The sequence below is a fragment of the Ignavibacteria bacterium genome (genome assembly GCA_017302895.1).
Classification (GTDB): domain Bacteria; phylum Bacteroidota; class Ignavibacteria; order Ignavibacteriales; family Ignavibacteriaceae; genus UTCHB3.
The window spans coordinates 1689240-1710587 of sequence record JAFLBV010000001.1 but is presented as its reverse complement, the minus strand read 5'-3'; the positions used below and the strand labels follow the sequence as shown (position 1 = coordinate 1710587).

Genomic DNA, 21348 nt, shown 5'->3' with positions numbered 1-21348 from the left:
ATTTACTGCTCCTGTCAGTTCCCGTTTTCAGGTTTTGGTCGCTCAAATATTCTGGTCATGTAATTGTAGTAGGCTGCCAAATCACTTGTGAATGCCTCTTTTCTTGCTCTCCATGCCCAGTTTCCGCCACCTAATCTGCCGGGATAATTCATCCGGGATTCTGTTCCGAGATTCAAAACATCCTGCATCGGGATCACAACAGTGTTTGCCACTGAAGCATATGCCGATTTAATGGCAGCAGATACCATCGCTTCGTGCTTATAGCAATTTAAATAGTCCTGAGCAAACTTGTAGATGTCATTTGCCTGTCCCTTTGCTGAATCAAAATATCCACGGGTTGTGTCATTGTCATGCGATCCGGTATGAACAACGCAGTTTTTGATGTAGTTGTGAGGCAGAAACTTCGATTCCATTCCGGTTCCAAATGCAAACTGCATAATTTTGATTCCGGGGAAATTGAATGTATCGCGGAGCTTTTCGACCGGCGGAGTGATTACCCCAAGGTCTTCGGCAATTATCGGCAAATCTCCAAGATACTTTTTAACCGTCCTGAAGAATTTCATTCCCGGAGCCTTTATCCATTTGCCCGTCTGGGCAGTGGGTGCATCTCCCGGAATCCGCCAGTATGCTTCAAATCCTCTAAAGTGGTCTATTCTGGCAATATCGACAATTTTCAGAAGTGCAGAGATACGGTCTCTCCACCACTTGAAATCATCCTTTTCCATCTCTTCCCAACGGTAAAGCGGGTTGCCCCAAAGCTGACCTGTTGGACTGAAATAATCAGGCGGCACACCTGCTACCCAAATCAGTTTGCCCTCACCGTCAACTGTGAAGAGTTCTTTGTTTGCCCATACATCAGCACTGTCGTATGCAACAAATATCGGTAGATCACCGATTACGGTGATTCCGTTTTTGTTAGCATAGGCTTTTATTTTCGACCACTGATCGTAGAAACAGAACTGAAGAAACTTCTGATAGTTGATACCCTCAGCAAGTTTTTTCTTCCACTTGGGCAGTTCTTTTGGGTCTCTTATTGCAATCGATTTCTCCCAGGTGGTCCACAAGGCTCCACCATGATACTCTTTTGCTGCCATAAAGAGTGCATAATCCTCGAGCCACTCGGCATTGTTTTTGCAAAACTTGTTGTAACTCTCTTTTACGCTCTTTTTGGTATTGTTTTTGAAGCCTTCATATGCCTTAAGCAGAAGTCCCTTTTTGTAGTCTATTACCCAACCATAGTCTATCAGATCAGGATTAAAAGCGGGAACTTCCTTTGTATCATCTTCTGTGAGGAAACCCTCCTCTACCAGCACATCCGGAGATAAAAGCAGCGGATTACCTGCAAACGCTGAGAAACACTGGTAGGGTGAATCACCATAACCTGTCGGTCCCAGGGGAAAAACCTGCCACAGGGTTTGACCTGCGGCAGTAAGAAAATCGATAAAATTATACGCTTCGGGTCCGAGATCACCAATTCCATACTTCCCCGGAAGGGAAGTCGGATGCATCAGGATTCCCGCTGCTCTTTTAAATTCCATGTGAATTCCTTGTATTTAACGCTATTTCATTAACATCATTTTTTTGGTCAGTCTGCCGGTCATTGTCTCTATTGTGTAGAAATAAACTCCACTTGTGAGGCCTGAAGCATCAAATACCATTGAATGAGTTCCGGAACTCTTGTATCCGTCAAAAATCTCTGCAACCTTCTGACCAAGCGAATTTGAAACATACAGTTTTACATTCGATGCTTCAGGAAGACTGAATTTGATGAAGGTTGAAGGGTTAAACGGATTAGGATAATTCTGATCGAGTGAGAAGTTCACAGGGTTGGATACAACTCCATCTTCCACGCTTGTAGGATCGAAATATTCAAATTTGTAAACTGAACGACTGCCACCATCGGCGACAAATGCAGTTCTTGCATCTTTTGACAATACCACATCACTTGGTGCGGTCAACGGGGCACCTGTCGGATCAGGATTTGAGGAGCTGAACTGTGCAGGGAGTTCGAATACAGGGTCGGCAAAGTTCACGATTACATTGTAACCTTTTACCCAGCGTCTGGTTGAATCTGTACCGGCCACCCAAAGAATACCGTTGTTGTCAACATCTATACCGTTGGGGATCGCACTGGAGAAATCGAGATCACGAGCCAAATCGGATATTTTTGTACCTGTGTAAGCCTGTGGATTGATCTGGCTTCCGCCTGTCCACATGGCGATACCGCCCGTTACTTCACTTGAAGATCTGGAGTTTCTGGTTGTGAACCATGGTGTTTCAGGATTGGTGTAGTCACCATTTCTGTTGAGTGCAACATCTCTCACAACATCGGAACCGTTGGTTGGTCCACCGGGTACAGGAGGATATACAGTCAAAGGTACCCACGATCCTCTTGCAGGTGGATTGAGTCCGTAGCTGAAATTGTAGAATCTGATACTGGTCTGGAATGAGATACCGGTAAAGAGAATGCTGTCTCTTGTCAAGGCTGCACCGTGAAGATAGGTACCGTAGCCTGCTCCATTGATATTAAATCCAAATTTCTGAACGAGAGTTGTGTCGCCGTTTGGATAGAAATACTGGGCAGCCACTGTGTTGGGAGCAGTTCTTGGGTATGGAATGTTCGAGTTGATCAGGATGTCTCTGTTCAGAGCAGTAATACCTCTGATGGCACCGATATTTCCCGTAAGTGAATCTGAATCACCATTGTAATCGAAATCGATCATTTTCTTCATTACTGTGTCACCCGGAAGCAGGTAATAGATTGCGTTGTGAGTATTTACTGTGGTTGCTTTTGATGTCACTACATAAACCACTCCTGCAGAATCCATAGTAATCAGGTATGGTCTTGCAAAGGCAGTATCAGATGGCGGAAAATGGATCTGCTTTGTGTAGTTCCACTTCTCTGTCTGGGAATAACCCGTAAGGCTTATTACAGCCATTAAGAGTAGAATTGAATATATATGTTTCATAGGAATCAAGCCTTGTTGTTGTTGTTATTCATCATATTTCTTAAAGATCACTGATGTATTATGACCGCCAAATCCAAATGCGTTGCTCATGGCATATTCAACATTCTTCTTCTGAGGAGTGTTGAATGTGTAGTTGAGATCACAATCGGGATCCGGAAATTCAAAATTAATTGTGGGGGGAATTGCACTGTTTCTGATCGACAGAATTGTAGCGATCGCCTCAACAGCACCCGCAGCACCAAGAAGATGCCCGGTCATGCTCTTTGTCGATGATACATTCATCTTGTATGCCTGATCACCGAAAACAGCTTTAATCGACTGTGTCTCGGCTATGTCACCAAGTCCGGTCGATGTTCCGTGCATGTTTATGTAATCTATTACGGATGGATCAAGCCCTGCATATTTCAGTGCTCTGTGCATGGCGAGTCTCGCCCCCCTTCCCTCGGGATCGGGAGCGGTTATATGGTATGCATCACCGGTAAGTCCGTAACCGACCACTTCAGCATAAATCTTTGCACCTCTCTTCTTTGCATGTTCGAGTTCTTCAAGCACAAGTGCACCGGCACCCTCACCCATCACAAAACCGTCGCGGGTTTTGTCGAAAGGTCTGCTTGCAGTTTCGGGCGATTCATTCCTTTTCGAGAGTGCCTGAGCGGAATTGAAGCCCGCAACGCCAAGTTCGCATATTGGTCCCTCGGTTCCGCCACATATCATCACTTCCGCCTGACCTTCTTTGATCAGCATAAAGGAGTCGATAAAATTGTGGTTTGAAGTGGCACAGGCCGATACAGCACAATAGTTTGGTCCTCTGAAACCATACTCGATCGAAACCTGTCCGGAAGCAATGTCGGGAATAAGCATCGGAATAAAGAAAGGAGATACACGGTTGGGTCCCTGTTCGGCGAGTATCCTTGCCTGTTCCTGGAATACATTCATGCCGCCAATACCTGATCCAATCATCACACCTGTATCATCTTTATCATCTGACGACATCTTTTCTGGATCAAGTCCGGCATCTTCAAGTACTTCTTTTGCAACCGCCATGGCATACTGACAGAAAAGATCCATGCGGCGTACTGCCTTACGGTCAATATAGTTAAGGGGATCGAAACCTTTTAGTTCACAGGCGAATTTGGTTACCACTCTTGAAGTGTCAAATTTTGTGATCTCTGCGGCTCCACTCCTGCCCTCCATCATTCCTTGCCAAAATTCATCAACACTAAGTCCAATCGGAGTGAGGGCTGCCATTCCGGTTACTACTACTCTTCTTCTTTGCATTAGTTCTCTTTGTTTGTTAAAAATTAGTAAAAGCTGCATACCGGTACCTCCATTTCCACCGGGGAAAAAGTAATCCCGGGGTGTTCCGGTGTACTGCTTCTAACAATTATTAAATATATAAATCCTCAACCTGTAAATTTAAATCTTTTTTTCATTCTAATCAAACCGGGCAGCATTAAAGATCAACTTATCTTCTTAAAACTCCCACATTCCAAAAAGAAATTCCTTGTCGAGTGGAAGATTCACCGATTTCAGTGTGACCACTATCTGACCTCTGTGATGTGCCTCGTGCGAGACAAGATATACCAGAAAAGAGTTTATCCCTTTTGGATATCCCTTCACCTTCATGTCCGTTCTGATACTCTTCTCTATCAGACCGCCAAATCTGTCAGATGAAATCCTCAGTGCTTCCGATATCTTTGTTTTGTAGGTTTGATCATCCTTCTGAAGTTTTATCAGACCCTCGGGTTTGGCTGTGCCTATTGCCATTAACCATTGAACCCTCACATTATTTATGTGACAGAATTGCGAACCGACACTTCTTCCACCGTATGACGGTTTCACATTCAAATAATGCTCCGGTATTTTTTCAAGAAGATCCAAGGTTATTTTGTTGGATGCATCCCACGATTCTCGAAGACTTAAGACCATTTTATAACTCTTATTTCAATTTTTGGTAAATTGCAGTCAGTTTTTTTTAATTGATCACAAAATACGGTAAATTTTATGAACATCAAAGGAAAAATTGTATTTATTACGGGTGCCTCTTCCGGAATCGGACTGGAAACAGCCAAAGCCTTCGCCCGTGAAGGATGCAATCTTATTCTTACTGCTAGAAGAATCGAAAAACTTCACTCCCTCTCTTCATCCCTTTCATCTGAATTTGGCATAGAAGCCCTGCCTCTGCAACTCGATGTCCGGAAAAGGAAGGAAGTTTTCACTCTAATAGAGGGACTGCCCGACAAATGGAAAAAAATTGACATCCTGGTTAATAACGCCGGTCTCGGAAGAGGGCTCTCGCCCATCCACGAAGGAGATGTCGATGGTTGGGACGAAATGATCGATACAAATATTAAAGGACTCCTCTTTGTTACCAAAGCTGTGGTACCCCTGATGATCGCAAACGGAAGCGGACACATTATCAATATCGGTTCTGTTGCCGGGCGTGAAGTGTATCCTAACGGAAATGTTTACTGCGCTACAAAATTTGCGGTTTTTGCTCTCTCCAAAGCATTGAGACTGGAACTGTACGACAAAAACATCAGAGCCACAACGGTTGATCCGGGAATGGTCGAAACTGATTTCAGCATCGTAAGGTTTCGCGGAGATAATGAACGGGCTGCAAATGTTTACAAAGGCCTGACACCACTTCATCCCGCTGATATTGCTGATACCGTGGTTTTCTGTGCAACCAGACCTCCTCATGTAAATATTTCCGAGATTGTAATCTATCCTTCGGACCAGGCAAACACTACAACAGTAAAAAGAGTCTAAACACCAAAGAGATATGCCCGACAAACTTAAAGGCGAAATTGAACGCATAACCTTTTATAACGAAGATACCGGATTCGGGGTCGTAAGGCTCCGTTCCGGGAAAATAATTACGGGCACCCTTCCAAAACTCTCCGAGGGGGACAGGGTTGAAGCTGAAGGTGAATGGACAGTCCACCCCAAATTTGGCTCCCAGCTTAAGGTGAGCAAAATTGTTATCATGAAACCTGAAGGAAAACTCGCCATATTGAAATACCTCTCCTCAGGCGCTCTTAAAGGTCTCCCAAAAAATTCGGCTAAATTCATCGTCGACTACTTCGGCGAAAAAGCACTCGAAATTATTGATAAAGACCCGCAAAAACTCCTGAAGGTTCCGGGTATCTCTGCTAAAAAACTGCAAAGAATTCTCGAAAGCTGGAACGAACAGAAAAACCTTCACAAGCTCGTCATCTTCCTTCAGAACTACGACATCCCCCTGACTCACGCCAATAAAATACTGCAAAAGTATGGCGACAAAGCTGAAACGGTTATTCTTACCAACCCCTACCAGTTAATTTTTGATATCAGAGGTGTCGGATTCAAAACGGCTGATACCATCGCTCAAAAGATCGGTCTGAATCATGATTTCCCACCGAGAATCAAAAGCGGTGTGCTCTATATTCTCGAGAATGTGGCAAACAGCGACGGACATGTTTACCTTCCCTACGATCAATTGGTCACTCTCTGTCAAAAAAATCTTTCGGTCGATCTCACTTCCTATGAAAAGCAGTTCAATGAACTGATTGCCGAAAGAAGAATCCTTGTGGTTAATGATAATGTCTATCTTCGCGAGGTTTATGAGTCAGAGAGAATTATCGAGACTAAAATTCTTGAGCTTTCCCGTCCAAAACACGATGACACCACCGATTTTTTCAAAAACTTTGTTCATACTCTGAAACACTTTTCGGAAGAGCAACTTGAAGCGGTAAGATACAGCACCGAGAATGGTTTCCTCGTCCTCACAGGTGGACCGGGCACGGGAAAGACAACCACTCTAAAAGGAATTATCGATCTCTACAAGAAGTGTAAATTGAAAATTGCCCTCGCTGCACCGACCGGAAGAGCCGCAAAAAGAATGACTGAAGTCATCGGTCTGGAGGCCAAAACCATCCACAGGCTTCTGGAATACGATTCTCAAACAGGCAAGTTTGTACATAACAAAAGCAATCCGATAAAGGCGCACCTCCTCGTTATAGATGAAGTCTCGATGATTAATACTTTCCTTATGGCATCTCTTCTCTATGCAGTTGACAGTGAAACCACGGTAGTTTTTGTCGGTGACAAAGATCAGCTCCCGGCAATCGGACCGGGAAACATCCTCCATGATATCCTCGAATACAATCAGATTCCGATTATCAGATTAAACAAGATTTTCCGTCAGGCGGAACAAAGCAGAATCATCACCAATTCACACAGGATCAACCAGGGACTCATGCCCGATCTCTCAAACTCGAAGGAGAGCGATTTCTTCTTTATGGAAGAGGATGACAGCAACAAAATTCCCGATCTGCTTCTCGACCTCGTAAAGAACCGCCTCCCTGCGAAGTATAATTTTAATCCTTTCACGGATATTCAGATTCTTGCACCAATGTACAAAGGAAATGCAGGTGTCGACGCAATCAACAGCCTGTTACAGGAGGGACTGAATGAAGGGAAGGTAATCTATACAAAGGGTGATGTTTCATTCAAGTTGAAAGATAAATTCATGCAACTCGTAAACGATTATGAAAGGGACATTTACAACGGTGACATTGGTTATCTGACAGGTCTGGATGATGAAGAGGAAGAACTGATCTTCAATTTTGGAGAACGGGAAGTGAAATTCAGCAATTCATCCCTCGATGATGTTACCCTTGCATATGCTTGCACCATCCACAAAAGTCAGGGCTCGGAATACCCCTGTGTAATAGTGGTTCTCACAAATGAACAGTATTACATGTTGAAAAGAAACCTGATTTATACCGCCATTACCAGAGCTGCTGAATTGCTGATAATCGTGGGAAGCAAAAGAGCTGTACAACTGGCGGTTTCTAACAATGCGGAACAAAAACGCTATACCTCTCTCTTCAAATTACCCGGTCAGACCGAGACAACCCTTGCCCCAACTTACATGTTCTAAGTGGGCCTGCTCAAAATATAGACCATCTCATTCGGAAAGACTAAATCTGTCTTAACCAGCTCCATCCCCTCAATCAGGCCGTCAAGAAATACTGCATAGTTTTCTGCCATCCCTTTTTCCCTGCCACCAATTGATTTCGACGGAAAACTTACCACCACATGCTTTGCGGCCAGTGCATTTTTAAGAATCAAGGCGGCACTTCCCTTTTCCTGCCTCTCGATGCAAGATAAAGTCTTGAAAAGAAACACGACATCATAATCAGCAAAATTGATTTGATCCACCGTCAAATCCTTGTTCTCACTCGAAAAATTAACCAGTCCCGCATCGCAAAAAAATTTATTCAAATTATCATTCAAAACCACATCAATGTCAGAACAGTGATACTCCCCAACCCAATCCTTAAAATATCCCGCCGAAAAAGGATTGAACCCGCAAGCCGCATCATAAATTTTATACTTCCTCTCACCCCCCAACACCCCGAATATTCTCCCGTAAAATTCCTCATAAAACCCCGTCCTCTCCGCCGTCGATACATGCCCCTTCAGTATTTTTTCAACATCCAACGACCCGTTACCATCCACTAATAACTCATAATTCATAACTAATAACTGATAAGCTCCATAAATCTGATGCAGCTTTTTCTTCACATTTTTTTCAATCTCTTTTTCCTTGCCGTAGCGGGTGATCATCATGTCGATTATCTTCCGGACCGTCCCTTCATAGACATTGGAATATTTGCCCGATTTTTTGATCGAGGAGTAAATCTTTTCCGAAAGAAGCTGTTTATCCATTTATCTGCCGCAGTTTGTCGGTCAGTCTGGTGTAAAACCGGAGATTGTGAATTGTAGCGAGTCTGTTGGCGAGAGTATCCCCAATTCTGAACAAGTGATGCAGATAACTTCGGGTGAAGTGGCGGCATGTATGACAGTCGCATCCCTCCTCAATCGGTCTGAAATCCTTTATGTGAATGTCATCCTGCATATAAAGATATTTGTAAAACCCGTCTGCAAGATCGTCTATATTTTCTATCGAATCGTAGTTTTTGAATGTGTATAGCCTTTTATGCCGGGCATCGCGGGTTGGAATCACACAATCGAATATTTCATAACCGGCTATAAATGCCCTTACAAGATTCTCCGGCTTCCCGATTCCGAGTGCATGTTTCGGGTAGCCTGCTCCCACAAGTTCAGCTACGAATCCCACCATCTCAAGAAGTTTTCCTTCATCGTCAATGGGCCAGCCACCAAAACCATAACCGTCGAATCCAATTTCCATTAGCGCATCGACACACTTTTTCCTAAGCTCTTTACTGTTGCCCCCCTGAACTACCCCAAAAATCAGCGGTCTTTCCTCATCGGAAATCTTCCTGATTTTAATCTGATTTTCATACTCTTTTTTGCATCTTTTTGCCCACTTAATGGTGAGCTCAACGCTCTCAATCTGGGTTTCATCGGGTGCCGAGGGATGGGTGCAGTAGTCGAGGCAATATATTATGTCCGCACCTATTCTGAACTGGTGCTGAATGCATTTTTCAGGAGTGAGTGTCTGTTTCTCTTTTTCCTGTTCAAGTTTGTAGGTAAAACCGTCTTTGTGAATTGTCCCCGCCTTCGATTCCGTAATCAGGGAATAGACCTGAAAACCACCTGAATCCGATATCACCGAATGATGAAAATTCATAAACTCGTGGATGCCCCCGATTCCGTTCACGGTTGTCAGTCCGGGCTTTGTGGTCAGGTGAAGTGTATTCACAACAATAGCCTCGATTCCACAGGCTTCCAAATCGGATGAATCAACACTTCTTACGATTCCTCTGGTACCATCGGGCAAAAACACGGGGAAATGCATCTCACCGGAACGGGTTTTAAGACTCTTCATCTTCCTCCTCACTCTCCATTTTTTTTAATTTATATTTTGAAACCCGTTTCTTTTCTTCGAATTCTTCACTCTCAATTTCATCGGGATCTTCAAATTCTGAGTCATCCTCCTCATCTGTGAATTTTGGATTCGCACCCGCTATCAGAGCGGTTATCTCTCCCCGTAAATCACTCTTTTCCAACATCTCCCTCATTTCTGATAGAGGCGCCCTGATAATTGTTTCATACTGCTTGGTAAGTTCAAGACAAACAACCGCTATCCTGTTGCCAAGCACCGCATATGCCGATTCCATTGCCTTGATTATTCGGAATTTCGACTCAAAAAATATGATAGTATGCGGAAGGTTCTTCTCATCTTCAAAAAACTTTCTTCTTTTTCCCTCTTTTCTCGGAGGAAATCCCTTGAATGTGTAGCTCGAAAACGGCAGTCCCGAAGCTATTAGCGCAGTCTGAACCGCGGAAGCCCCCGGCGCAACTTCCACCTTGAATCCCTCTTCAACTGCGCGGGAAATTACCCTGTAACCGGGATCGCTGATTCCGGGCATCCCCGCATCCGAAACCAGCCCGACATCAATACCCGAGCGTAAAAGATTGAGCATCTTTTCCGTCGCTTTTATCTCGTTATGCTCATGGTATGAAAAAAGATGGTGATGCAATTCTATTTCAAGTTTTTGCATCAATGACCTCGTTGTTCTTGTGTCCTCACACGCTATGTGTTCGAGAGTTTTAAGGAGCCTCAAACTCCTCAGGGTAATGTCCTCAAGATTTCCAATCGGAGTGGAAATCACATACAGCGTTCCGCTCATTTCCCCTCCCCCGTCACCGGTTCCTTGTCAACCACTACCACAACTTCATTTTCAAATTCGATATATCCCAGCTTCCACCCAAACTCCTCGGCACCTTTTTTAAGGTCCTCTTCATGGTTTCCAAGAATGTCGGTTTTCTTTGCAACCAGATTCAGAGTCGGGAAGGAAATTAAAACCTTGCGGGCAGGAACATTTTTAACGACTTCAAGTCCCGCTCCCGTCAGTCTGTGCTCCAGACAATAGTACATCTTAAATAAAAACGCAACATCTACCGGTATCTCAGGGGGACTCGAATAAACATCCCTTTGTATTCCCAGTGGTTCCAATCCCTCCAGTTCAAAATAAAAATTGATCAGATCAATAAACTGCTCATTTACATCATAGGCATAAAATTTTACGGAATTGTCCAATCCCATCCATCTGAATGACAATGGATTCAGCGCACACGCAAGATCTGCTATCGATTCAGGTTTCCCCGTCACATCAAAAAGTCTGTTGTAATATTCCCCCAATAAAAGATTCCTCTCACGGGTTGAGGCATGTTTCGAAAATATCGACCAGCAAACTCCCCTAATCTCTTCATCGTCATTCTTTTCAAAAGCAACAGACAGCGCCTCTTTCACCTTTTTGTAGTTCGGCTCCCCCAGATATTCCGCACGAATCCTGTGAAGTTTCTTTTTCGCCGCCTCCTCTGCAATCTTCAAACTCTTGTGTCGTTCCAGTTCCTTCACAATCACATCACGGATCGTCTCTTCAAGAATAATCTTATACTTTTTCGAGGCTTTTATCTTCTTTACAATGTCGTCTATTTTCTGCTGCATCTCATTTTTCATTTTAACACTGCAAATTTAACGATAATATTGCGAATTTGGGGACGATGATGGAAAATGGAACGCGGATGGAACGGATTGTTTTTGAAGGACGCAGATACACGCAGATTAAACAGATGAACGCAGATGAAAAAATGGAACACGGATGAAACGGATGCAACAAAGATTTCCACGGATGGGAAAAAGCCCTTGCGGCGACATATGGGTAGAACCTAATTCCGCGCTACGATCTTCCCCCCACCTTTATAAGGAGGGGGGTTAGGGGGGCGGTACAGAAGGAGGGGCAAGGGGTCTGTATACCAGAAAGAAATAATCTCACCCCACCAACTCCATAAATTCACCGTAATTTGTGGAGTACTATTCCATAAATTTACCGTAATTTGTGGAGTACAACTCCATAAATTCAGCCTAATTTATGGTATCTATATCCATATTTTTTACTATATTTGCGGAGTTAAACTCCATAAATTTACCGTAATTTGTGGAGTATGAATAACCATTATCTTAAAACTGATATGAAAACCTATTTAAAACGAAAACTGGACTCCCCTGCACTTCTCAAACCGAATAAGGTGCTTGTGATTTACGGACCCCGCCGTGTCGGAAAAACGACTCTGATGGACTCCCTTATCAGCGGAGTAACGGGCAGGATAAAACGGGTTACGGGCGATGACATTTCCGTGCAAAACACTATCGCATCGCGTAGACTGGATGTACTAAACCCGTTTCTTTCGGAGATTAACCTTCTCGCTATTGATGAAGCACATGAGATAAAGGATGTGGGAAAAGGACTTAAACTGATTGTTGATAATATTGAAGGCATAACAGTGGTTATTACAGGCTCATCCTCTTTCAATATCGAACAGGCAACAGGCGAGCCTCTGGTAGGAAGAAAGACCGTTGTAACTCTCTACCCTTTTGCGCAACAGGAGCTTTTGGCTTTACATCAAAACGCCTGGGAGCTAAGCCGGAAACTGCCCGAATACCTTGTTTTTGGTTCCTATCCCGAAGTGGTGCTGGCTAAAACTGTCCGTGAAAAGATGGAAATCATCCATGGAATAGTAAACTCATATCTGCTGAAGGATATTCTTGCATTCGCCAATCTAAGAGGCTCGTTGCCGATATTTAATCTGCTGAAACTGCTGGCTTTTCAGGTTGGAAGTGAAGTGTCGATGAACGAACTTTCGGACAAGGTGGGAATAGATGTTAAAACGACTCAAAGGTATCTCGACCTGTTGGAAAAATCTTTCATAATCAAAAGATTGACTCCATATTCAACCAACAGACGCCGTGAGGTTACTTCCAAAAACAAATACTATTTTATCGATAACGGTATAAGAAACGGAACAATCTCACAGTTTAACAGTCTCGAAAACCGAAATGACATCGGCGCCCTTTTTGAAAATTTTATCGTGATGGAATTCTTCAAAAAGCAGGCGAACAACCGAGACTATGGTGAGTTGTATTTTTGGAGAAATTATGATAAACAGGAAATAGACCTTCTCCTGATCAAGGATGGATTTATTCAACCTTTTGAGATTAAATATAATCCCAAAGCGAAAATAAAAAAGACTTCATTCACTGACAGTTACCATGAAGTGTTGCCTGTGAAAGTCATTCACTCCGAAAACTACCACGAATATCTGCTGGATTGATATCCCTTCCACGGGGTATCAATCCCGGCGATTCTACCCCCCGAACTCCACTGCCTTCTTCACCATTTCGTCATACCAGAACGGCTTTCTGGGGCTCTCCTTTAATCCCTCCATATCGAGATGATTAAAAAGCAGTTTAAATTCATCAGCGGAAAGATACGGTAATATGGTGGTCGGGAGATTTAAAATTTTCTTTGAGGAAAGCACTTTCTCAACCATATGCGGAAAAATGTACCCCAGTTGCTTCAATTCACCAAAGACAAAAAGCAGGTCGTAAAGATTTGTAACCCCCTCCTCAAATTCCCTGAGCAGCACATCCACCAAACCGGGAATTTTCTCAACAGGAATCTCCTTTACCTCATACCAGATATTATCAACCTTCCTCTTGCCGTCAGGTCGCTCCTTTGAAGTGAAAAAGAGGAAAAAATCGCCCCGCTTCAGCTTCGTAAGCTTGGCAAGCAGTTCTTCCCTCTTTATCTGACTGAAATGAAAAAAAACATCGTTCCTGTAGTGCAGACTCTTCAGAAATCCGTAGCCCTTTTCATCTATTTTCTTTACCCGGCAAAAATCCACGGGTTCATTTATTGCTGTTCTATCTGGCAAGTACAATCCTTTTCGCTTTATATAACGCCTCCTGCATGTGTCCCATAGTAACTCTTATCGAGGCAATTCCTTCCCTCAAATCCCAGGCATTTGTGTAAATTACAAGAGTCACATCAGTCACAGGATCATGTATCATCTGAGAAAGATATCCCTCGTGCGCTCCTGTGTGTCCATACCCGAGCATATTGATGCTGTTCACTCCGCAACCGTAAAGAGAAAGGCTGCCCGGTGCTGTCGGCGGACAATTCAACATTGTGGAATAAACAAGATTGGAGCTTAAAACACCTTCTCCTCTCAAAAGTTTTCTGATAAAAAGTGACAGGTCTGCAGGTGTCGTGACTAGGTTCCCCTCGGCTACATTTCCTGAAACATTTGACATCGAAACATTCTGAATGCTTCCTGGAATATGAACAAATCCGGGTGCGAACGGAGCAGGCAACTGCTGATCACTCCCCTGATCAGGCATCGAAGATGAGGTCATCCCCATCGGTTTAATAATCTCATCTGTAATGAACTGACCGTATGATTTTCCAGAAACCCGCTCAATTATTTTACCAAGGATTGAGTATCCCGTATTGCTGTAATGAAAATCCGTTCCGGGTCTGAAATAATAAAGCCCTGTTGTGGCAACAACTCCAACAAGCTCATCAAATGTGAATGTATAATTGGGATTTGTAGCCTTCACATGTTCCATATACCAGTCACCTTTATAGGGAACGGGTGCACTCACCGTATCAGGAATCGGATCATTAGCCACATCAAACACCCCCGCACGGTGCTGCAACAACTGCAGAATGGTAATCTCGTTTTTGAATGGAATGGCATAATTTTGATCGCCGGGCACATAAGTGATATTTGTTCCGGGAATAGTGTCGGTTATTTTATGATTGATGTTCAGCTTCCCCCTCTGATGCAAAAGAAGGATAGCGGCAGCAGTGAGTGTCTTCGTGTTGCTCGCAGCCCTGAAATGTGTACCTGTAGTCACCGCATTTGTGAAACCCGTCTGCTGAAATACCTGTCCTCCGGGATATATAACCTGAAGCGCCAGTCCTCCGGGAAACTGCGGGTCTGCCCTCCTGATCGAATCAAGAGCCACATCCAGCACCTTTTTGATTTCATCAGAATAATTTTTGTGCATCGCTTCATTACTGTTCTCATCCTTGCAGGAAACCAGCAACATGGAAAGAATCAACGACATTACAACCAAAAGTAACCTCTCAGTGTAATTGCGTGTTCCTCTAACGGATTTTAAGATCGCCATACAATCTCCGGTCAAAATGTTTAATAGTGGACATCTATTGCGATTAAATACTTTGTAACATCATTATTAAAAACTGTACCTTCAAATTAAAATTAATTCCATTAATAAACAAATAACCACATCACATTGCCCCGAAATAAAAAAAGCTGCCCCGTTTCCGGGACAGCTTTTTTTTAATTATTAGGTATTAGGGTTTAGGTATTATTTTCATACCTCAAACTTCTTACCTCAAACTTCAAACATCATTGCATTACTGCATTACTGCATTATTGCATTACTGCATTATTTATTAAGTATCATCTTCTTTGTTGATTTGAAGTTTGAACCGTCAACGCCGGCAGCTTCAATGGAATATACATATATTCCGGAAGTCAGGTTGGAAGCATTGAAATTCAGATTATGTGTACCGGCAGCATAAGTTGCGTTGGCAAGTACACTTACTTCCTGACCAAGTGCGTTGTAAACTTTCAATGTCACTTTTGAATCAACTGCGAGATTGAAGCTGATGGTTGTAGAAGGATTGAAAGGATTCGGGAAATTCTGAGCAAGACCGAACTGTGAAGGAGCTGTAACATCAACTTCAACTATCGAAGAGAATGCATAGCTGCCGTCAAAATCGATCTGACGCAGACGGTATGAATTCTGACCGTTTGGTACATTCTTGTCAACAAATGAATAGTTGTGAGGATTCAGTGTGGTACCGTTACCGTTGATGTAACCAACTGACATATACTCGCCATTTCCTGATTTTCTCATAACTTCAAATCCCTGATTGTTCTTTTCTGTAGCGGTTGACCAGCTCAGAAGAACATCATTTCCATTTGCAGCAGCACTGAAAGATGTAAACTCTACAGGAATTGTTGCATTTGGCAACTGGTAACCTGAAAGGGCGAGGTTCTGGAAGTTCAAAAGAAGAAGTCTCTGTCCGTTCACGATACTGATATCTGCACCACCGGCAATTCCAATGCTGGCACCGGGAAGTGTGAAAGAATATGAAGCTTCTTCAAGTCCGGTAGCTACATTATATTTGTGCAGTGTATTTAATGTGGAAGCCTGATTCCAAGCCCATACATAAGCAGGCTGTCCGGGGATACTGTCGAAAGCAAGACCATATTTACCGGTAAGTGTACTGGTAATTGTCATCATTAATGCACCGGTAGTGTCATGAAGGAAAATGTTTCCTCCAAATCCGGTGTTCCAGAATCCTTTTCTCGTAGCGTCCCATGCAATTGCTCTTGTGGATCCGCCGGTGAGGGTGTAGGATTTAACGGTTGTACCGGTATTAGGATCGATTTCGATAATTCCTGTCGCAGCATTTCCGCCCCACAGTCTTGTTCCGTCAGATGTAAGATCACGAATTGATCCTGCATAAGTGAGTGAATCGAATACAGTACCCGGCCCGTTACCCGGTCCGTCAGGATTGTAACGGTAGATGGCAGTACCATTCCAACGGTTGAAGTAATACTTCCCGTTAATGAACATGGCACCAACGGTACCACCGGTCATGTTTGGTGAAGTTACACCGGTATAGTTGAAGTTGAACTGTTTGGGTAATGGGAAATCAACCGGTGGAATTGTGTCCATATGAACACCACCCAAGGGGTTTCTGGGTGCCATATCAACCTGACCATAGGTCAAGGTAACAGCAAAAAGAAAAACGAACAAAAAAGAAGCAAGTTTCATGGCGAGATCTTTCTGATTAAATTATTATTACGGGAGATTATTAAAGAACCATCTGCAAGATAGGGAATGTTTTTTTTAATTGCAAATGGTTTTTTATTTTTTTTAATTTTTTTATCGAAGTGTTGTTTTGTTGTTAACTCCGTTTCCATTAACTTCGCATTTTAATCGAAAATCTTTTCCCAATCCATCCACGAGGAACCACATGAAATACAGCAGCGAAATAGAAATCAATCTCCCTGTAAAAAAAGTTGTTGAACTTTTCGACAATCCCGATAACCTGAAACACTGGCAACCAGGTCTGCAAAGTTTCCAGCACCTCAGCGGAACTCCCGGTGAACCGGGAGCAAAATCAAAACTCCACTTCAAGATGGGGAAACGGGATATCGAAATGATTGAAACCATCACCGTCAGAAACCTCCCCGAAGAATTCTCCGGAACCTATGAAGCAAAGGGTGTCTGGAACGAAGTGAAAAATCACTTCATCCCCCTCGACGAAAACCGCACCCTCTACCGCTGCGAAAACGAATTTCAGTTTTCAGGTTTCATGAAAATCATCGGTTTCCTCATGCCCGGTGCCTTCAAAAAAGAAAGCATGAAGTATCTGCAACAGTTTAAGGAATTTGCAGAAAAAGCGGGGTGAATCTTTTTTTTGATTTTGGTAAGAATATAACTACATTTCCATCGTTACTGATAAAAACTTTTCCATCGAGGTTAACATGGATCGTAATTTATTTTTATCATTATTCTTCCTCGCACTCTCTACAACAATCCTGGGCCAGACCCGGTTTAACACCACCTCCGACTACAACACTTCTCCGTCAAAAGGAAGGGCTACTTTTGCGGCGATTGCCGTTGACAGAAATGGCGACAATGTGATTGTGGGTGCCGTTACCGATTACAACAGCCTGCCCGAAGCGTGTGCAAGAGCAGAGGAACAGTGCAAATTGCGTGGCGGTTACTACCCGACTGTGGTACTTGCCTGGGAAGGCGGGGGCTGTGCCTACATCGTATTTCAAAACAAATTCGCAGGCATCTACTCCTGGTCTCTGAGAGAAACCGAAGCACAAGCTAAATCCGAAGCAGTAAACGCATATTTGAAACTTACGGAAGGAACTGCCTCTGATATCGGTGCCGGAGTCTGTAACGGCGGATATATCTCCAATCTGAAAATTCACATCAGACCAAACGGAGGTTTCTGACCTAGCTTAGGTTTCCTCGAACTGTAAGATTGTCAACATCCACCGGCAATTGAACAAATTTAGCTAAATTCGTTCAATTCATTGAATGAATTTGCGTGAATTGGTTGAAAATTGGGGTAAAAGTGTGAATTGTGTTCAGTAGTAACAATGATATTCACATCACAAATTCATGGTAATTCTTAACCGATATGACACGAAACTCCGAATCAGGATATGCAGTTGAAAACGCAACGGGAAATTTTGCTTTCTCCTTGTTGAATTTGAACTCATACGCAAAAAGTTTACCTTCTCTTTCTTCTATCCAGTCAATCTCCTGTTTGTCATAGGTGCGCCAGAAAAAGTTGTTCGACAGGATATCATTATATTCCTGATACTTGACTCGTTCACTTATAACAAAATTCTCCCAAAGACTGCCCGTATCGTTTCGAAGTTCGAGAGGATTAATATTTGCCACCAGAGTATTTCTTATCCCGTTATCGTAGAAATACCACTTTGCATTCTTGGTGATTTCCTTCCTGAGGTTCCTGGAGAAACCCTCAACCTTGAAAATCACATAGACCTTCGATAAAAGATCAAGATATTTTTCTACTGTGTTTCTCGAAATCCCAAGATTTGATGCCAGTTCACTCATCGACACTTCCGCTCCTGCCTGGAAAGCTACAAGCCTCAGAAGATTTTTGATCACCCCGGCATTTTTTACACCCTCAAAAGACAATAGGTCACGCAAAAGATAATCATTAACCAGCTCTTTGAGATACTTTGCCTTCGCTGCACTCCCCTGAAGTGAAATAACTTCGGGATAAGAACCAAAAACAAGGCGTTCCTCAAGTGCAGATCTTTTCTCAACAAGTCCATAAAGGGGATCAAGTTCCTGCTCGCTTAACGGAAACAGACGAAATGTCTGGTTTCGGCCTGTGAGGGGCTCCCCAAGTTTTCCGGTCAGGTCAAATGCCGATGATCCGGTAACTATTACTCTTAAACCGGGTATTGAGTCAACCATCAGTTTCAATATTTTCCCGATATCAGGTATCTTCTGAGCCTCATCAATCACCAAAAGTCTTGAAGTGCCGAGAATCTTTTCGTAGTTTGCCACCGTTCTGTTCTCTAGCAACCTCTGTACTTCAAAATCCTCACCGTTAAAGAAAATGTACGGCTCAGAAACCATCGAAACGATTTTGTTCAACAAAACCGTCTTTCCCGTCCTCCTTGCTCCAAGTAGGATTACCACCTTTCCCGGAACAAGCGACTCAAGAATATAAGACTCAATTTTTCGGGCTATCATAAATTTCTCCATTCAATTGAACAAATTTAGCTAAATTCGTTCAATCTATTGAATGAATTTGGGTAAATTGGTTGAAAATGGTGATTAAACATGAGGTTAAAAGTAAAAGTGTGCAAAAAAAATATTACCAGTCCTGCCTTTTAATTCTTATATTTTCTTGTCTTCAAGTAGAACTCGAGTTATTTTTTTAATACGATGAAAAACAGAATAAATACTGCGGACGAGAATATTATACTCATTACAAACATGATAGTTTTAAAACTGCGCAAGTAATTATCCTGAGATTCTATCCTCTTTTTTGTCTTGTCCTCAATATCAATAAGTTGATTTTGAAGTTTCTGATGATTTTTCTCAACAGTTCCGGAGACAGATTCAAGTATAGACTTCAGACTAATAATTTCACTATCAACCTTTTCCAGAATATCCTTATTCTCAATAATGTGGGAATCAAAATCATCTGAGATTTTTACAATATTGCTCTGAATAGATAAGAACTTTTGATCAACCATTGAGTTGAGTTCGGTGATATCTTGCTCTTGTTTTAGAAATAGTGAAACTATCGATTCATTTTTCTGATTTATTTCATTTTCTAAAACTGTTAGTACCTTTTTTAGATTTTCGACAGTCTGGATCACTTCATACCCGCGAGAATATTCCTGATGTATTGTCTCAATATCTGTTTTTAATTTGGTAACAGAATTGTTCAGTCCGTCTTTTGAGGTATTAAATTGTTCTATCTGACTACTTTGTGACTCTATTTGAGTATTTATTCGCTGAAGAGATTCCCTTACTTCTTGAATTTCTTTGACAGCATTTATGGCAAGTTCCTGAATATTTACGGCAAGCAAAGCTACATCATATTTGTTCGCCCTGGCTTTTTTGAGTTCACTCTCAGCTTTTGCAATTTCTGTTTTCATGATAGTTGTTTCCGTTTCAAGTATTTCAATTTTTTGATTTATTGATGAGAGTTTTTCAATCCAAAAATCCTTCTCCGCTTTTAGAAGATTGCTTATCTTTTCAAATCTTTCCATGCCACTCAGGTCCTGAAAAAGGTCATTATTTAAAGAATCACTTAAAGCTTGAATCTGGTTCTTTAAATTTTTTCTTTGAGCCAAACCTTTGAAGAAATTCAAGATTGCACCGACGCCTATCATCTCATTCCTTTTGGTGGTGGCAGTAAACCAAAATAGGATGATGAATTATCAAGCGCCTTAATTCGCTCTTTTAGCAAAGCTGCTGGAAATCCTTTTTTACAAAGTTGCGTTATTTCCTCCCTCTGCAACTTGATTGTCATAAGTCGGGTGACCCGATTCCTCTCTGCTTCGTTATAAATGCTAAAGATACCTTTGACTGCTTTACCCAACAGAATACCCAATCCCAGAGTGGCAGCCCCATCCAAAATGTCACCTATATCGGCTATCCAATCCCCTGCATCCGCTACATTATGTGCTGCCTCGACACCGTTCAATAAAGTATCAGCCAAAATCAATTTGGTATCAAAACTTGTATTTAACAGATCGCCAGCTACTTCCATAATCGATTCGTTCAAAACTAATTCTGTAGAGACCCCGGCAACAAAAGTTCCAACACAGATTTTTCCGGCAACTCGAATGACTTTTCCTGAAATATCTTTGACTTTTTCGCTTGCAGATTCTGAAACAAAGTTATATTTCTTATTGACATCTGATGCAACTTTAATTGCCATGTATCCTACTAAGAGAGGATTATCGTCGACAATACCTTCAACACCTGCGATGGTTTGAACAGCTACTCTCAATTTAGGATTATTATTCAATTTTTTTTCGATCAGGTTCAACGCTCCTGCTGAAAGCCCGAGTGCTAAAACATCTGTTGCATCTACAGCTAACCATTCGACTGCTTCTTGGTAGTCCATCCCTGTTAGGTTTTGAACAAACTCCGCTCCTGGTAGTGGTAGGCCATCATGGGAAGTAAAATCCTTCATCATATGATCGAACCAGGAGGTTATGCCCTCTATACCATCTATCTCAAAAGACTCAGACAATCCCTCAAAGTTATGTCCGAACTTGATCCTGTGTCCAAGTCCTGACACACTGTCAATATAGTCATTCACTTCAGAGCTGTTTTTAATTCCTTCGAAAATCAAGAAGTTATCATGACCGAGTTCGTGGTATTGCTTGGTGAAATCAATTAAAAAATCTTTGAGCATACTTTTATCTTATTCTAATTTCTTTTTTGATTAGATATGTAAGTTTTTCAAATCCATCTCGTTCAATCCAT

Annotated in this window: 19 protein-coding genes; 5 read left to right on the top strand and 14 right to left on the bottom strand. The window is 42.4% G+C overall.

The genetic code is table 11. The features are described 5' to 3' along the window. Window positions 1-14: 14 nt before the first annotated feature. The 4 genes from malQ to J0L60_06930 form a co-directional block, all read right to left on the bottom strand. Window positions 15-1538: a 4-alpha-glucanotransferase gene (gene malQ / locus J0L60_06945; protein MBN8545854.1), complete on the bottom strand. Its 1524-nt coding sequence runs from the start codon at window positions 1536-1538 to the stop codon at window positions 15-17. Between the two features lie 21 nt (window positions 1539-1559). Next, a complete protein-coding gene (locus J0L60_06940; GenBank protein MBN8545853.1) occupies window positions 1560-2969 on the bottom strand; it encodes a T9SS type A sorting domain-containing protein in 1410 nt (469 codons plus the stop codon). A 24-nt stretch (window positions 2970-2993) separates the two neighbouring features. Then, window positions 2994-4247 carry a beta-ketoacyl-ACP synthase II gene (gene fabF, locus J0L60_06935; GenBank protein MBN8545852.1) on the bottom strand — a complete coding sequence of 418 codons (1254 nt, stop codon included), beginning with the start codon at window positions 4245-4247 and terminating at the stop codon, window positions 2994-2996. Window positions 4248-4442: 195 nt separating this feature from the next. Continuing rightward, window positions 4443-4898 carry a DinB family protein gene (locus J0L60_06930; GenBank protein MBN8545851.1) on the bottom strand — a complete coding sequence of 152 codons (456 nt, stop codon included), beginning with the start codon at window positions 4896-4898 and terminating at the stop codon, window positions 4443-4445. Between the two features lie 75 nt (window positions 4899-4973). Between J0L60_06930 and J0L60_06925 the strand changes: the two genes are divergently transcribed. Continuing rightward, on the top strand, window positions 4974-5741 hold the full coding sequence (locus J0L60_06925; GenBank protein ID MBN8545850.1) for an SDR family NAD(P)-dependent oxidoreductase: 768 nt from the start codon (window positions 4974-4976) through the stop codon (window positions 5739-5741). A gap of 13 nt (window positions 5742-5754) precedes the next feature. Further along, the gene (locus J0L60_06920) at window positions 5755-7896 is read left to right on the top strand and encodes an ATP-dependent RecD-like DNA helicase (protein ID MBN8545849.1); all 2142 of its coding nucleotides are present in this window, start codon (window positions 5755-5757) and stop codon (window positions 7894-7896) included. Here J0L60_06920 and J0L60_06915 read toward each other — a convergent pair. From J0L60_06915 to J0L60_06900, 4 genes are read right to left on the bottom strand one after another with little or no spacing between them, the layout of a single operon-like run. Further along, window positions 7893-8687, bottom strand: coding sequence for a hypothetical protein (locus tag J0L60_06915; protein MBN8545848.1), 795 nt, complete (start codon window positions 8685-8687; stop codon window positions 7893-7895). The genes J0L60_06920 and J0L60_06915 overlap by 4 nt on opposite strands. Next, window positions 8680-9771 (bottom strand): queuine tRNA-ribosyltransferase family protein, encoded by a 1092-nt coding sequence (locus tag J0L60_06910; GenBank protein ID MBN8545847.1) that lies wholly within the window; start codon window positions 9769-9771, stop codon window positions 8680-8682. The genes J0L60_06915 and J0L60_06910 overlap by 8 nt, the downstream gene beginning before the upstream one ends. Further along, window positions 9758-10576, bottom strand: coding sequence for a 16S rRNA (cytidine(1402)-2'-O)-methyltransferase (gene rsmI / locus J0L60_06905; protein MBN8545846.1), 819 nt, complete (start codon window positions 10574-10576; stop codon window positions 9758-9760). Before rsmI ends, J0L60_06910 begins: the two co-directional genes overlap by 14 nt. Then, window positions 10573-11409 carry a hypothetical protein gene (locus J0L60_06900; protein MBN8545845.1) on the bottom strand — a complete coding sequence of 279 codons (837 nt, stop codon included), beginning with the start codon at window positions 11407-11409 and terminating at the stop codon, window positions 10573-10575. Before J0L60_06900 ends, rsmI begins: the two co-directional genes overlap by 4 nt. Window positions 11410-11921: 512 nt before the next feature. On the opposite strand from J0L60_06900, the gene J0L60_06895 reads away from it, so the two are divergent. Further along, window positions 11922-13061 (top strand): ATP-binding protein, encoded by a 1140-nt coding sequence (locus J0L60_06895; protein ID MBN8545844.1) that lies wholly within the window; start codon window positions 11922-11924, stop codon window positions 13059-13061. A gap of 33 nt (window positions 13062-13094) precedes the next feature. Here J0L60_06895 and J0L60_06890 read toward each other — a convergent pair whose 3' ends face one another. The 3 genes from J0L60_06890 to J0L60_06880 form a co-directional block, all read right to left on the bottom strand. Continuing rightward, window positions 13095-13664, bottom strand: a complete 570-nt coding sequence (locus J0L60_06890; GenBank protein MBN8545843.1) for a cold shock domain-containing protein — start codon at window positions 13662-13664, stop codon at window positions 13095-13097. Next, a complete protein-coding gene (locus J0L60_06885) occupies window positions 13654-14925 on the bottom strand; it encodes a beta-lactamase family protein (protein MBN8545842.1) in 1272 nt (423 codons plus the stop codon). The genes J0L60_06890 and J0L60_06885 overlap by 11 nt, the downstream gene beginning before the upstream one ends. Window positions 14926-15207: 282 nt before the next feature. Then, a complete protein-coding gene (locus J0L60_06880) occupies window positions 15208-16608 on the bottom strand; it encodes a T9SS type A sorting domain-containing protein (protein MBN8545841.1) in 1401 nt (466 codons plus the stop codon). Between the two features lie 202 nt (window positions 16609-16810). On the opposite strand from J0L60_06880, the gene J0L60_06875 reads away from it, so the two are divergent. Next, complete coding sequence (locus J0L60_06875) at window positions 16811-17248, top strand: SRPBCC family protein (GenBank protein MBN8545840.1); 438 nt, start codon at window positions 16811-16813, stop codon at window positions 17246-17248. Between the two features lie 76 nt (window positions 17249-17324). Then, window positions 17325-17807 carry a DUF4189 domain-containing protein gene (locus tag J0L60_06870; protein MBN8545839.1) on the top strand — a complete coding sequence of 161 codons (483 nt, stop codon included), beginning with the start codon at window positions 17325-17327 and terminating at the stop codon, window positions 17805-17807. A 154-nt stretch (window positions 17808-17961) separates the two neighbouring features. Here the strand turns inward: J0L60_06870 and J0L60_06865 are convergent, their stop codons facing one another. From J0L60_06865 to J0L60_06855, 3 genes are all read right to left on the bottom strand, one after another. Next, on the bottom strand, window positions 17962-19101 hold the full coding sequence (locus tag J0L60_06865) for an ATP-binding protein (GenBank protein ID MBN8545838.1): 1140 nt from the start codon (window positions 19099-19101) through the stop codon (window positions 17962-17964). Window positions 19102-19268: 167 nt separating this feature from the next. Beyond that, on the bottom strand, window positions 19269-20243 hold the full coding sequence (locus tag J0L60_06860) for a hypothetical protein (GenBank protein ID MBN8545837.1): 975 nt from the start codon (window positions 20241-20243) through the stop codon (window positions 19269-19271). Next, complete coding sequence (locus J0L60_06855; GenBank protein MBN8545836.1) at window positions 20240-21277, bottom strand: hypothetical protein; 1038 nt, start codon at window positions 21275-21277, stop codon at window positions 20240-20242. Before J0L60_06855 ends, J0L60_06860 begins: the two co-directional genes overlap by 4 nt. Window positions 21278-21348: the final 71 nt, after the last annotated feature.